This window comes from Gordonia amicalis NBRC 100051 = JCM 11271 (genome assembly GCF_000332995.1).
GTDB lineage: Bacteria > Actinomycetota > Actinomycetes > Mycobacteriales > Mycobacteriaceae > Gordonia > Gordonia amicalis.
In genome coordinates, this window is the sequence record NZ_BANS01000067.1 from 1 (window position 1) to 12761 (window position 12761).

The following is a 12761-nucleotide window of genomic DNA, read 5'->3' on the forward strand; positions in this document are numbered from 1 at the left end:
CACCGATCCGGGTGGCCTCTTCCACCGCCGAAGTCCGTGCCACGGTGAGCATTCGGACCGATTCGACCGCGCCGCGGGTGTCTTTGGCGACCGCGGTGGCGCGGCCGGTGATGACCGCCATCGCCGCGGCATAAGCGTCGAGTTGATCGGTCTTCCCGTGGGCGTAACGGCGCGGTAGGTCAGGGGTGTTGACCTCGATCACCGCGACCCCCTGATCGGTGAGCATGCGGGTCAATCCGGCCCCGTAGGAGGCGCTCGACTCCACCGCGGCGTGCTCGATCCGGCCGAAACCACAGGCCTACTGCCACATCTCGGTGTAGCCGGCAGTGGTGGTCGGGAACTCCCGATCGGCCAGCGGGCGGCCGTCGGCGGCGACAATGGCGGCGTGGTGGGTGCGTTGATGGGTATCCACGCCCAGGATCACCACTTGCGTACCGATCATGATTGGGGTCATCGTGGTGGTGTCTCCTTCACACTCGTGTGTTGGATGACCTCACCGGGGCGGGTGGACAGGACAGTGAAGAGTCACGGCCCACCAGCCAGACAGGGTCCTAATCAAGTCACACCCGCCCCGGCCCTCAGGTCTCATGGCGCGGGTAGCCGACCGGAGGTTCCGGGCCGACACATCTCGCTCATGACAGCAACCGTCAGCCTCGAAGTAAGTCAGACCCAGACCCGGTCGACCACCCACGCCCATTCTCACTGCCTCGAAGGGATCAGGGCTCAACCGGGTTGCCGGGGTCGCGTTCCGGTAACGGTCGCATCGGAATGTCCGGGCGCCCAACGGGATGACGCACTCGCCGTTTGGCGGCCAGATGCACCGACTCCGTGCGTTCGGCCACCTCAGCCCAGGAGAATTCGGCCGTGAGCCGGGCCCGCGCACGTAAGGCACGTTGCGCTGCCGCATCCGGATCCGACAGCGTCGCCCGCACTGCGGTGGCAAGGCCTGCCACGTCAGCCGGTTCGAAAGTGAGGCCGGTATCCGGTTCCTGCACCGCTTCACCCAGACCGCCGGCGGTCGAGACGATCAGCGGGATACCGGTGGCCGCCGCCTCGAGGGCGACGATGCCGAACGGCTCGTACCGACTCGGCAGCACGATCGCGTCGCACCGGTGCATGTGGGTCACCAGTTCGTCGTGGTCGACGGCGCCGACGAACCGTACCGCCTTGCTGATCCGGTGCTTGCGAGCCTGTTCCATCAGCCAGTCTCGCTGTGTGCCATCACCGGCGATGGTCAGTGTGGTGCCCGGATGGCTGCGCCGGATGCGGGGGAGTGCGGCCAGCAGGTCCTGCACGCCCTTCTCGTACTCGAGTCGCCCCGCGAACAGCAGTTCCGCGGGACCGGTCGTCCGCGTTCGTGGCGCGAATGGCCATGTGCGGATGTCGATCCCGTTGTGGATCACGGTGATGTCGGCCGCGTCGTAGCCGAAGAGACGATTCACCTCGTCGCGCATCGACGCCGAACATGTGATGAGAGCATCGGATTCGGCGACGAGCCACCATTCGACCGAGTGCACCTGCCGGTTCGTCCGGCCGCTGACCCAGCCGCTGTGCCGGCCCGCCTCGGTGGCGTGGATGGTGGAAACCAATGGCACGTCGAAGAATTCGGCAAGCGCGATCGACGGGTGGGCCACCAGCCAGTCGTGTGCGTGCACGACTTCGGGAATCCATCGAGTCGAAGAATCCGCGAATGCCCTTTCACCGGCCAGGATCTTGAGACCGGCACGAATGAACGAGTGCCCCATGGCGAGAGTCCAGGCCATCATGTCCTGCCCGAACTCGAACGCCGGCGGATCCTCGGCGACCGCGATCACGCGTACGCCCTCGACGACGGTGTCGGTCGTCGGATGGCTCACCGCATCGGTCCCCGACGGGCGGCGGGTCAGGACCACCACATCGTGTCCGGCGGCGGCCATCTCGGTGGCGAGGTGATGCACATGCCGGCCGAGGCCACCGACCACCACGGGTGGGTACTCCCACGACACGAACAGCACTCTCATCAGATGCCCCCCTCGGCACTACACCCATCTGCGGTCATGATCGCGTGCAACCGGCGCGCGTCGAGTCCGGGAAAGAGATTGTCGGCCCGCGCCCAGTTCTGCGCGAGCGTCGCCGCCGCGTCGTCGCGACCGCGCATCGCGGCATCGCTGATCTCCCGCGTGGCGTGTGCGTGGGTGTGCGCTCGGGAGACAGCGTACTGCGCGGCGGTGTCCTTCGACACCATGAACGGCCAGTCCGAGGACACCGTCAGCAGTGCCTCCCGCACGATCTGATCGGCGACGCGGCTCCGTTCGCCCCCGTGGGCGAGGAGTTTGGCGACGGCATCGAGAGCGGTCTCCGTGACCTCCGCGTTGAGTGTGACGAGATGCTGAACCTGCGGGCCGTTCCACACCCGCCAGTCCTTGCCCGATCCCCACGACGACGCCGGGAGATCGACCGGGTCGCCGACGAGCCCGGATCGTGTTGCGCCGGCGAGGGTTCCGACCTTCACCCCGACCTCCGGAAGACGGCGTAGGACCCGTTCGAGCCACACCGGACCTTCATGCCACCAGTGTCCGAAGAGTTCGGTGTCGAAGGCTGCGACGACGAGTGCGTCCCGGCCGATCCGCGCGGATTCCTCGATGAGGCGGTCGCGGACGTGTCCGACGAAATCCTCGACGTGGCGATCGATCACGGCGTCGACGCGCGCGGGGTCGTAGGGCTTCTTCTCGTCACCGGGTACCGAGCGTCCGGTGACGCGGAACCGCTTGAATCCCGATTCGTGGTCGTAGGTGTGGAAGTCGCGGTAGGCGGCATGGCCGGGGTAGCCCGACTTCGGCGACCACACCCGGTAACTCACGGTCAGGTCACGCCCGTAGGCGATGACGCCGCTGTCGCCGACGGGCCGCCCGAGCGCGGTGTCGCCGTGCAGGGTCGGGCCGTCGACCATGAAATGCCCGACGCCGGCGCGGGCGTACTCGAATTCCATGCCCGGAGCGAAGGCGCACTCGGGGGCCCAGATCCCGACCGGGTCGAAACCCCAACGCGCGCGGGCGTCGGCAAGTCCCTCTCGGAGGAAGAACATCCGTAGGCGAGGATCGAGGAGCGGGGCGAAAGGATGCGCGAGCGGTCCGCCGAGGATCTCGGCGACCCCGCTCGAGGCGACGTGGCGGATCAGCGGCGAGGCCCCGTGGCGCCACTTGGTCTCGAAGGTGTCCAGCGCACGCTGGGCGGCGAGGTACTCGCGGCGGCCGGCGTCAGCGCGGTCGGTATCGCTCGACGTCGCGGCCTGGATCGCCCGCAGCTGCCAGTCGGCGAGCCACTCGTACATCGACGACGCACAGTGCGGGTCGTCGAGCTGTGCGACCAGGACCGGGGTGAGGCCGAGGGTCAACTGATCGGTGAATCCGTCGGCGGCCAGCCGCTCGAGCACGTCGAACAACGGCAGATACGACGACGCCCACGACTGGTAGAGCCATTCCTCGCCGACCGGCCAGCGGCCGTGATTGGCCAGCCAGGGGAGGTGTGAGTGCAGGACGAAGGTGAACTGTCCCGGAACCTCTGTGTTGCTGATGGTCATTCCTCAGTCCCGGGTCGCCACCGCGAACAGGTCGAGCGAGGCGTCGATGTCGGAGTCGCGCGCGTCGAGTACAACGAAGTCCTCCGCGACGACGGCGGCGACGTCGTCGACCAGGTCGGCGGGCCACGGTTGGCCGGCGAGGGCCCGCTCGATCTGGGCGTCGATCAGCGATCCGCCCCACTTGTCGTCGAGTGCGGCCAGGCGGGGGCCGTGGTGCACGCCGAGCATCGCGTCGAGGGTGAACCCGCCCTCGACGATGAGTTCGGTGAGTTCGGCGGCGTTCAGCTCACGGGTGTGGAACGGGTTGAGCGGTGTGTCGCGACCGGGGGAGAAGGTGATCCGGTTGGGGGTCGAGATCAGCAGCTCGCCACCCGGACGCAGCACCCGGCGGCACTCGGCGATGAACGCGGCCTGGTCCCAGAGGTGCTCTATCACCTGGAAGTTCACTACGAGATCCACGGATGCGTCGGCCAGCGGGAGGTCGATCAGATTGCCCTGGTGCACGACGAGTCCGGGGTAACGGCGACGCGTGTGTTCGACCGCAGCGGTGTCGTAGTCGACGCAGACCACCGACGACGCCCCGGCGTCGGCGATCATCGCGGCGCCGTAACCCTCGCCCGAGCCCGCCTCGAGGATCTCGCGGCCCGTGCAGCGGTCCAGGATGTGGCGGTACGCGATCTCGTGGCGGCGAAACCAGTAGTTCTCCGCGGGGATGCCCGGAACCGTCCGTTCACCGGTCAGTGCCAGCTGCCGGTCGGTGTCGAGGGCCTCCAGACCGGTCGTCCCGGCGGTCGGCGGAGAACCGAGGTCTGCGTCAGTCATCTGCACGAGCGTAGGGCATGGGGTCGCGGCCTCCCGGTTCGTCCCGGCGCCGATGACCGAACAAGCGATCGGCCGTCGTCGCCGCTGGGCTCGCCCGCAGGTCCGGCGCCGCTCCATAGTGTGAGGTAGTCGGTGTTTAGTGAGAACATAGGAGACGCTAAAGTGGGGGAGACCCATGGCCTTACCCGCCGGTAAGTTGCCGAACCCGACGCAGGAGGTCGACGTAGACCCATGACAAACATTGTCGTACTGATCAAGCAGGTTCCCGACACGTGGTCCGAGCGCAAGTTGTCCGACGACGACTACACCCTGGACCGTGAGGCAGCTGACGCGGTGCTGGACGAGATCAACGAGCGCGCCGTCGAAGAAGCGCTGAAGATCAAGGAGGCCGACGGCGGTGAGGTCACCATCCTGACTGCTGGTCCCGACCGGGCCACCGACGCCATCCGTAAGGCACTGTCGATGGGTGCGGACAAGGCGATCCACATCAAGGACGATCTGCTGCACGGTTCGGATGCGGTTCAGACCGCCTATGTACTGGCCCGCGCGCTGGGCACGGTCGAGGGTGTCGAGCTCGTCATCGCCGGTAACGAGGCCACCGACGGCCGTGTCGGCGCGATCCCGGCGATGATCGCCGAGTACCTCGAACTGCCGCACCTGACGCACCTGCGCAAGCTGACCCTGGAGGGCGAGACCCTCAAGGGTGAGCGTGAGACCGACGAGGGCATCTTCCACGTCGAGGCGCAGCTCCCGGCGATCGTCAGCGTCAACGAGAAGATCAACGAGCCTCGTTTCCCGTCCTTCAAGGGCATCATGGCCGCGAAGAAGAAGGAAGTCACCGTCGTCTCGCTGGCCGAGATCGATGTCGAGCCGACCGATGTGGGCCTGGAGAACGCCGGCAGCGTCGTGAACTCCTCGACCCCGAAGCCGCCGAAGACCGCGGGCGAGCGCGTCACCGACGAAGGCGACGGCGGCACGAAGGTCGCCGAGTACCTGGTCGGTCAGAAGATCATCTGATCTTCCCCACCAGACAATCCGGCGAACCCCAGACATTCAGGAGAAAACCAACATGGCAGAAGTACTCGTGCTCGTGGAGCAGGACGCCGAAGGCGCCCTGAAGAAGGTCACCAGCGAGCTCATCACCGCCGCCCGCGCCCTCGGTACCCCGTCGGCTGTCGTCGTCGGCAAGCCCGGCTCGGCCGACGCGATCATCGACGGCCTCAAGGAAGCCGGCGCTGAGAAGGTCTACGTCGCCGAGTCCGACGACGCGGCCACCTACCTGATCAACCCGCAGGTCGACGTGCTGTCCTCGATCGCCGAGAGTGCTGCTCCGGCAGCGATCCTGGTCGCGGCCACCGCCGACGGCAAGGAGATCGCCGGCCGTCTCGCCGTGCGTCTCGGCTCGGGTGTCCTCGCCGACGTCGTCGACGTCAAGGAAGGCGGGGTGGGCATCCACTCCATCTTCGGTGGCGCGTTCACCGTCGAGGCGCAGGCCAAGGGCGACACCCCGGTCATCTCGATCCGCCCGGGTGGTGTCGAGGCCGCTCCGCAGGCCGGTGCCGGCGAGCGTGTCGACGTCGAGGTCCCGGCTGCGGCCGAGAACGCCGTCAAGATCACCAAGGTCGAGCCGAACATCGGTGGCGATCGTCCCGAACTCACCGAGGCCTCGATCGTGGTCTCCGGTGGTCGCGGTGTCGGTAGCGCCGAGAAGTTCTCGGTCGTCGAGGAGCTCGCCGACGCCCTCGGTGCCGCCGTCGGCGCTTCGCGTGCCGCGGTCGACTCCGGGTACTACCCGGGTCAGTTCCAGGTCGGTCAGACCGGTAAGACCGTGTCGCCGCAGCTGTACGTCGCCCTGGGCATCTCGGGTGCGATCCAGCACCGAGCAGGCATGCAGACCTCGAAGACCATCGTCGCGGTCAACAAGGACGAAGAGGCGCCGATCTTCGAGATCGCCGATTACGGCGTCGTGGGCGACCTGTTCAACGTCGCACCGCAGCTGACCGAAGAGGTCAAGAAGCGCAAGTGATCTGCTGATCACGTAAGTACCCCGGTGGCCCCCGACGTCGCGTCGGGGGCCACCGGGCGTTCGCGCCCCGTTCACCCGGAATCCCGGTGCGCCTCGTGTTCACCCGGATCGCACCGACACGTCACGCCGACGTGGCCGTGGCGACGCAGACGCTGGCTTTCATTCGGGGCATGAACGCTCTGCAGTCCATCGCCTCGTCCGCTGCGACCGCTTCCGCCGTCTCGACCACCTTGTTGACCGCCGGCCCCGTCCGGGTGCTGGTGTCCGAAGACCCGGCCGACATCGTTGCCGTCCAACAACTCCGCTACCGGGTCTTCGCCGACGAGCCCGGGTTCTCCGATCGCATCGGCGACGCCGTCACCGGACGCGACGCCGACCGCTTCGACGAGTTCTGTGAACACCTCGTCGTGCGGCACGACGATCACGGCGTCATCGGATGCGCGCGGGTGCTGGCCCCGCCACGCGCGATCGCCGCCGGCGGCTGGTATTCGTCCACCGAGTTCGACCTCGGAGACGTGGCCGACATCTTCGCGGAGACAGTCGAACTGGGTCGTGCCTGCGTCCACGCCGAGCATCGTGACGGGTCGGTCACCGCGCTCATGTGGGCGGCCCTGCTGCAGTACATGGATCAGGCCGGCTACCGCTATCTGATGGGTTGCGTCTCGGTGCCGCTGTACAGCCCGGGGGAGTGGATGCCCGGGTCCGTGTTGCGCGCGGTTCGTGACCGGCTGCGCGAGGACTACACCGACCCCGTCCTGCGTGTCTCGCCACTGACGCCCCCACGCATCGGCGGGCGGCTGCTCGACGACATCACGCCGTCGGACACCGTCGGCATGCCGCCCCTGATGCGCGGATACCTGCGGATGGGTGCCCGTATCTGCGGTGAACCCGCCGTCGACGACGTCTTCGATGTCGCGGACTTCCTCACGGTGCTCGATCGGGAAGGCACCAACCGGCGCTACCTCGAACGCCTGCGATCGAGCGCCCAGCGCCTCGGCTCGGCCGCCCCGTCGCGATGATCCCGCTGTCGGTGGAACCGGCGCGGCACCCGTGGTTCCCGGTCAGCACCTGCGGAGACAGTTGCCTCGGTCCCCGGGGCACGAAGCGTGTCGCACTGCTCGTCGACGCTGTGGTGGTGGGTCGGCGACTGTGCCGCCTCGCCGCCGTCGTCTGCTGGATCGTCGGGATGCTCGTCGCCGACGAGGCGGTGGCGCGCCTGCGGCACCGGCCACGGCGAGCGCTTCGGGCGCGGGCCTCGGGCCCGCTGCTCGCCGCGCTCGGTATCCGGGTCGTCGTCGACGACCGGCGACGCGACCCGCGCGCGACCGGGCTGATCGTCGCCAATCACATCTCGTTCCTCGACGTCCTCGCGCTGGCCCTGGTGAGCTCGGCGCATGTGGTGGCGAAATCGGACGTCATCGACATGCCGGTCGTCGCGGGGATCGCGCGCAGATTCGGTGTGATCGCCGTCGACCGTCGAACGCTGCGCGGACTCCCGGCGGCGGTGGGCGGCGTCTGCGCGCGCCTGGCCACCGACTCCTCGGTGATCGTGTTCCCGGAGGGGACCACCTTCTGCGGCCGCACCGGCGGTGAGTTCCGCCCGGCCTTCTTCCAGGCCGCGATCGACGCCGCGGTGCCGGTGCTCCCGGTTCGTCTGAGCTTTCTCGGGCCCGACGGACACGCCGCGACCGACCCGAGTTTCATCGGCGACGATTCTCCCCTGGACACCCTCCGGAGAGTGCTGCGGGCCCGCGGACTGACCGTGGTCGTCCGTCTCGAGCCCGCCGAAGCGCCGGGAACCGACCGTCGCGAGCTGGCGCGTCGCTGCGAACGCGTCCTGAGCTCTGCGGAAAGTGACATCGACTGTTCTCTGATATAGGTTCCTTCGGAGCGGCCGCGCACGCGGCCGAGAAGATCGCCGTATGTCGAAGGAGTCCGACGATGACGTCCACCCTGACCCGGGAAGCGGCCCGCGCCAAGTTCTTCGAGCTGCGGGAAGCGGAAGGCCTCGTCGACGACGCGGTCCTCGACACCGTCTGGGCGGGGCTCGCGACGCTGCGTCCCGAAGAGATGCTGGGGGCGTGGAAGGGCGGCGAGTTCACCACCGGCCACGCCATCAACGGGGTGCTGGGGAAGGCCAACTGGTTCGGCAAGACCTTCACCTCGCGCAGTGATGTGCAGCCGCTGGTCTGCCGCGACGAGAACGGCAAGCTGTTCTCCAACGTCGAACTCGGCAAGGGCGAGGCGAGCCTGTGGGCGATCGAGTTCCGCGGCGAGATCACCGCGTCGATGGTCTACGACGGCCAGCCGGTCATCGATCACTTCAAGCGCGTCGACGACACCACCGTCATGGGCATCATGAACGGCAAGGGCGGCGTCATCGACGGACGCCACCTGTACTTCTATCTCGAACGCGTCTGAGGCAGGCACGCGGTCGCGGAATTTGTCGACGTCGGCCGCGCGTTTATCCTTGCTAGCGATGCCCCTGCCAACCCGAGTGCCTCCGCGCACGTCCGTCTACCTCGACCACGCCGCTTCGACGCAGATGCTGCCCGAAGCCGTCGAGGCGATGACCGCTGTCTTCAGCGCGCCGGGTAACGCCTCTTCCCTGCACGGATCCGGCCGCACCGCCCGACGCCGCCTCGAGGAGGCGCGCGAGGCGATCGCCGCGGCGGTCGGTGCGCGGCCGTCGGAGGTCATCTTCACCGGGGGCGGTACCGAATCTGACAACCTCGCGGTCAAGGGCATCTACTGGGCCCGTCGCCGCGCCGATGAGCAGCGTCGCCGCATCATCGTGTCGGGGGTCGAGCACCACGCAGTCCTCGACCCCGCGCAGTGGCTCGCCGCCGACGCCGGAGCCGAGCTGGTGGTGCTGCCGGTCGACGCCGACGGCGTGGTCTCACCCGCCGATCTCCGTGCCGAACTGGAGGCACACGCCGCCGATGACCACGCCGACCAGACCGCCCTCATCTCGGTCATGTGGGCCAACAACGAGGTCGGTTCCATTCAGCCCATCGCCGAGATCGTGGCGCTCGGCGCCGAGTTCGGCGTGCCGGTGCACTCCGACGCCGTCCAGGCCGTCGGCCACCTGCCGATCGACTTCGCCGCCAGCGGACTGTCCGCGCTGAGCCTCGCCGCCCACAAGTTCGGCGGACCGCAGGGCGTCGGTGCGTTGCTGCTGGGTCGTGAGGTCGCCTGCGTCCCGCTACAGCACGGTGGAGGCCACGAACGTGACGTGCGGTCGGGCACCCAGGACGTCGCCGGGGCCGCCGGCATGGCCGCGGCGCTGACCTGGTGTGTCGAGCACATGGAGGAGAACACCACCCGCGTACGCGCCCTCGCGTCGCGGCTCACCGACGTCCTGCTCGGCGTCGAGGGCACGGTGCGCAACGGCGCCGATGTGGACGCACGCCTGCCCGGAAACGTCCATGTCTCCTTCGCCGGCTGCGAAGGAGACTCCCTGTTGATGCTGCTCGACGCCAAGGGCATCGAGTGCTCCACCGGTTCCGCCTGCACCGCGGGTGTCGCGCAGGCAAGCCACGTGTTGCTCGCGATGGGACTCGACATGGCCGACGCCCGCTCGTCGCTGCGGTTCTCGCTCTCCCACACGACCACCGACGCCGACATCGACGCGGTGGCCCAGGTCATCGACGAGGTCGTGGATCGTGCTCGCGCCGCCGGCCTCGTCTCCGCACCCGGCGGAAAGGTCTCCTGATGCGCGTACTCGCAGCGATGAGTGGCGGCGTCGACTCGGCGGTCGCGGCCGCGCGTGCCGTCGACGCCGGACACGAGGTCGTCGGCGTCCACCTCGCTCTCTCGACCGCCCCGGGTGCACTGCGTACCGGCTCCCGCGGCTGCTGTTCCCGGGAGGACGCCTCGGATGCGCGCCGTGCCGCGGACGTGCTCGGAATCCCGTTCTACGTCTGGGATTTCGCCGACCGGTTCAAGGACGACGTCATCGACGAGTTCGTCGAGGCCTACGCCGCCGGGCGCACCCCCAACCCGTGCCTGACGTGCAACGAGAAGATCAAGTTCGCCGCGCTCGCCGACAAGGCGATCGCTCTCGGCTTCGACGCGCTGGCCACCGGTCACTACGCCCAGCTCGTCGACGGTGAGCTGCGCCGGGCCGTCGACGACGACAAGGACCAGTCCTACGTGCTCGCCGTCCTCACCCGCGAGCAGCTCTCCCGTGCGCTGTTCCCGGTCGGGGACACCCCGAAGGCCGAGATCCGGGCGGAGGCCGCGCGCCGCGGTCTCGCGGTGGCCGACAAGCCCGACTCGCATGACATCTGCTTCATCCCCAGCGGTGACACCCGCGCCTTCCTCGGCGCCAAGATCGGGATCCGTCCGGGCGCGGTCGTCGACGCCTCGTCCGGTGAGCGCCTGGCCGATCACGACGGTGTCCACGGCTTCACCATCGGGCAGCGCAAGGGCCTCGGCATCGACGCCCCCGCCGCTGACGGCAAGCCCCGCTACGTCACCGAGATCGACCCGGAGTCGGGCACGGTCATGGTCGGCACCGCAGCGGACCTGGAGGTCTGGGGCATCACCGCGACCCGTGCGGTGTGGACGTCGGGCATCACCCCCGACGAGCCGTTCGAGGCCGTGGTCCAGGTGCGCGCCCACGGCGGGCTCGCGCCGGTGACCGCGACGCCGACCACCGTCGACGGCGAACCCGCGATCGACATCGTCCTGCACGAACCGCTGACCGGCGTCGCACGCGGTCAGGCAGCCGTGCTGTATCTGCCCGACGCGGAGCGCGGAGACCGGGTCGTCGGATGCGGGCGTATCGCGTCCACCACGTCGCGACCGACCGCTGTCGCGGCTCGGTGACCACACCCGATCTGCCCACCGGCATCGGAACCGGCGTGGGCTCGATGCCCGGCACCGATCCGCGTGCGGCCGCTGCCGTGGTCAACGGTGAACTCGACCTCGCCCATCTCGTCGAACTCCCCGGTCGCGGAGCGGGCTCGGACCTGATCGGCCGGATGGCCGCGATCCTCGTCGACCTCCCGATGGACACCGCGACCTGGGGATACCGGTTGGCGCAACGGGAGTCGCAACTGACCCGGCGAGCGCGTGACTACCTCAAAGAGGATCTCGACGTCGTCGAGGAGCTCTGGGAGACAGCGGGATTCGTCGGTACCGGCCGAGCCTACAAGGTCCAGGTCGCCGGTCCGTTCACGACGTCGGCATCGGTCGAACTGCCCAACGGCCATCGTGTGCTGAAGGATCCGGGCGCGGTCCGCGACATCGTCGCGTCCACCGCCGAAGGAATCCGCGAACACGTCGGCGAGGTCACCCGGCGCCTGGGCGCACAGGTCGTGGTCCAGATCGACGAACCGATGATCGGCCGGGTCATCGACGGAACCGTCACACCCCTCACCCGATTCGACCCGATCCGGGCGATCCCGGCGGTCGAGGTGGCGCGGGCCCTCACCGAGTTGGTCGAGCACGTCGACGCCCCGGTGGTGCTCCACGACTGCGGCCGTCCCCGATGGGATCTCCTCGAACACCTTCGGGGCGTGGCGTATTCGATAGACGTCACCGCACCCGGCGACGCCGACCTCGACGGCATCGGGATGCTCATCGATCGCGGGGATGTACTGGTTGCCGGTCGGGTGCCATCCACCGCGCCGAAACAGCCGGTCAACGCCGAGACCGTGGCGACCGGCCTCGCCGCACTCACCGACCGAATCGGCCTCAACCGGAAAGTGCTGTCGGAGAGCGTCATCGTCACCCCGACCTGCGGTCTGGCCGGAGCGTCGGAGAGCTGGGCGCGCAAGGCTCTAGCGGTGGCTGCCGAAGCGGGTCAGCTGCTCGCCGGCGACCCGACCGCCCTGTGACGACCCGGAACGACTGCGGAACCCGGGCGGCCGGAACTATCCTGCGGGGGTGCCGCATCCGATCATGTTCGACGACGCCGACCCGATCCTGGGTCGCGTCCGCGAGATCGCGCTCGCGCTTCCCGACGCCACCGAGGTCGTGGCGCACGGTCGCCCGACGTTCCGGTGCGGCAAGATGTTCGCCAACTACGGCGGCGGTCTGAAGGGCGGCAAGATCCGCTACGACCACTCGGTCCTGTTCATCCCCGACGAGTCGGAGAAGCCCGCGCTCGAAGAAGATCCGCGGTTCTACGTGCCGGCCTACTACGGCCCCTACGGGTGGCTGGGCCTGATCCTCGACGGTGACGGGGACACCGACTGGGACGAGGTCGCCGAACTCCTCGACGCCAGCTACCGTCAGGTCGCGCCGAAACGGTCGCTGGCGAAACTCGACTCGACCGCTCCCTGAGGTGCGACGGCTGACCCGTCCCGTTCCCTTATGTGGGAGCGGCTGACCCGTCCCGCTCCG

At 68.6% G+C, this 12761-nt stretch carries 13 protein-coding genes and 1 pseudogene; 9 read left to right on the forward strand and 5 right to left on the reverse strand.

The features are described from left to right. The 5 genes and pseudogenes from GOAMI_RS22405 to GOAMI_RS21845 form a co-directional block, all read right to left on the reverse strand. A pseudogene (locus tag GOAMI_RS22405) lies at nucleotides 1-226 on the reverse strand (IS110 family transposase); the annotation flags it as partial. Nucleotides 227-298: 72 nt separating this feature from the next. Beyond that, nucleotides 299-454, reverse strand: coding sequence for a hypothetical protein (locus GOAMI_RS23130; protein WP_006438813.1), 156 nt, complete (start codon nucleotides 452-454; stop codon nucleotides 299-301). A 262-nt stretch (nucleotides 455-716) separates the two neighbouring features. Continuing rightward, on the reverse strand, nucleotides 717-2000 hold the full coding sequence (locus GOAMI_RS21835; protein ID WP_006438814.1) for a glycosyltransferase family 4 protein: 1284 nt from the start codon (nucleotides 1998-2000) through the stop codon (nucleotides 717-719). Continuing rightward, a complete protein-coding gene (locus tag GOAMI_RS21840) occupies nucleotides 2000-3559 on the reverse strand; it encodes a 1,4-alpha-glucan branching protein domain-containing protein (protein WP_006438815.1) in 1560 nt (519 codons plus the stop codon). Before GOAMI_RS21840 ends, GOAMI_RS21835 begins: the two co-directional genes overlap by 1 nt. Before the next feature lie 3 nt (nucleotides 3560-3562). Continuing rightward, a complete protein-coding gene (locus GOAMI_RS21845) occupies nucleotides 3563-4381 on the reverse strand; it encodes a class I SAM-dependent methyltransferase (protein WP_040005108.1) in 819 nt (272 codons plus the stop codon). Nucleotides 4382-4612: 231 nt separating this feature from the next. On the opposite strand from GOAMI_RS21845, the gene GOAMI_RS21850 reads away from it, so the two are divergent. The 9 genes from GOAMI_RS21850 to GOAMI_RS21890 all read left to right on the forward strand — a co-directional run bounded on the left by GOAMI_RS21850 (nucleotide 4613) and on the right by GOAMI_RS21890 (nucleotide 12701). Further along, on the forward strand, nucleotides 4613-5398 hold the full coding sequence (locus GOAMI_RS21850; protein WP_006438817.1) for an electron transfer flavoprotein subunit beta/FixA family protein: 786 nt from the start codon (nucleotides 4613-4615) through the stop codon (nucleotides 5396-5398). 52 nt (nucleotides 5399-5450) lie between these two features. After that, nucleotides 5451-6407, forward strand: a complete 957-nt coding sequence (locus GOAMI_RS21855; RefSeq protein ID WP_006438818.1) for an electron transfer flavoprotein subunit alpha/FixB family protein — start codon at nucleotides 5451-5453, stop codon at nucleotides 6405-6407. Between the two features lie 86 nt (nucleotides 6408-6493). Then, nucleotides 6494-7426, forward strand: coding sequence for a GNAT family N-acetyltransferase (locus GOAMI_RS21860; protein ID WP_006438819.1), 933 nt, complete (start codon nucleotides 6494-6496; stop codon nucleotides 7424-7426). Nucleotides 7427-7542: 116 nt separating this feature from the next. Beyond that, a complete protein-coding gene (locus tag GOAMI_RS21865) occupies nucleotides 7543-8286 on the forward strand; it encodes a lysophospholipid acyltransferase family protein (RefSeq protein WP_255219214.1) in 744 nt (247 codons plus the stop codon). A 62-nt stretch (nucleotides 8287-8348) separates the two neighbouring features. Continuing rightward, nucleotides 8349-8828 (forward strand): DUF4334 domain-containing protein, encoded by a 480-nt coding sequence (locus GOAMI_RS21870; RefSeq protein ID WP_006438821.1) that lies wholly within the window; start codon nucleotides 8349-8351, stop codon nucleotides 8826-8828. Nucleotides 8829-8886: 58 nt separating this feature from the next. Then, nucleotides 8887-10122: a cysteine desulfurase family protein gene (locus GOAMI_RS21875; protein WP_051995459.1), complete on the forward strand. Its 1236-nt coding sequence runs from the start codon at nucleotides 8887-8889 to the stop codon at nucleotides 10120-10122. Beyond that, the gene (mnmA, locus tag GOAMI_RS21880; protein WP_006438823.1) at nucleotides 10122-11240 is read left to right on the forward strand and encodes a tRNA 2-thiouridine(34) synthase MnmA; all 1119 of its coding nucleotides are present in this window, start codon (nucleotides 10122-10124) and stop codon (nucleotides 11238-11240) included. Before GOAMI_RS21875 ends, mnmA begins: the two co-directional genes overlap by 1 nt. Continuing rightward, entirely contained in the window at nucleotides 11186-12253 is a 1068-nt protein-coding gene (locus GOAMI_RS21885; RefSeq protein WP_081598293.1) for a uroporphyrinogen decarboxylase/cobalamine-independent methonine synthase family protein, read from the forward strand. The genes mnmA and GOAMI_RS21885 overlap by 55 nt, the downstream gene beginning before the upstream one ends. Nucleotides 12254-12302: 49 nt before the next feature. Beyond that, nucleotides 12303-12701, forward strand: coding sequence for an MmcQ/YjbR family DNA-binding protein (locus tag GOAMI_RS21890; protein ID WP_006438825.1), 399 nt, complete (start codon nucleotides 12303-12305; stop codon nucleotides 12699-12701). Nucleotides 12702-12761: the final 60 nt, after the last annotated feature.

Excerpts from the sequence above, each read along its gene's own strand:
- GOAMI_RS23130 (WP_006438813.1), bottom strand. The coding sequence starts at position 454 with ATGACCCCAATCATGATCGGTACGCAAGTGGTGATCCTGGGCGTGGAT.
- GOAMI_RS21835 (WP_006438814.1), bottom strand. The coding sequence starts at position 2,000 with ATGAGAGTGCTGTTCGTGTCGTGGGAGTACCCACCCGTGGTGGTCGGT.
- GOAMI_RS21840 (WP_006438815.1), bottom strand. The coding sequence starts at position 3,559 with ATGACCATCAGCAACACAGAGGTTCCGGGACAGTTCACCTTCGTCCTG.
- GOAMI_RS21845 (WP_040005108.1), bottom strand. The coding sequence starts at position 4,381 with ATGACTGACGCAGACCTCGGTTCTCCGCCGACCGCCGGGACGACCGGT.
- GOAMI_RS21850 (WP_006438817.1), top strand. The coding sequence starts at position 4,613 with ATGACAAACATTGTCGTACTGATCAAGCAGGTTCCCGACACGTGGTCC.
- GOAMI_RS21855 (WP_006438818.1), top strand. The coding sequence starts at position 5,451 with ATGGCAGAAGTACTCGTGCTCGTGGAGCAGGACGCCGAAGGCGCCCTG.
- GOAMI_RS21870 (WP_006438821.1), top strand. The coding sequence starts at position 8,349 with ATGACGTCCACCCTGACCCGGGAAGCGGCCCGCGCCAAGTTCTTCGAG.
- GOAMI_RS21875 (WP_051995459.1), top strand. The coding sequence starts at position 8,887 with ATGCCCCTGCCAACCCGAGTGCCTCCGCGCACGTCCGTCTACCTCGAC.
- mnmA (WP_006438823.1), top strand. The coding sequence starts at position 10,122 with ATGCGCGTACTCGCAGCGATGAGTGGCGGCGTCGACTCGGCGGTCGCG.
- GOAMI_RS21885 (WP_081598293.1), top strand. The coding sequence starts at position 11,186 with ATGCGGGCGTATCGCGTCCACCACGTCGCGACCGACCGCTGTCGCGGC.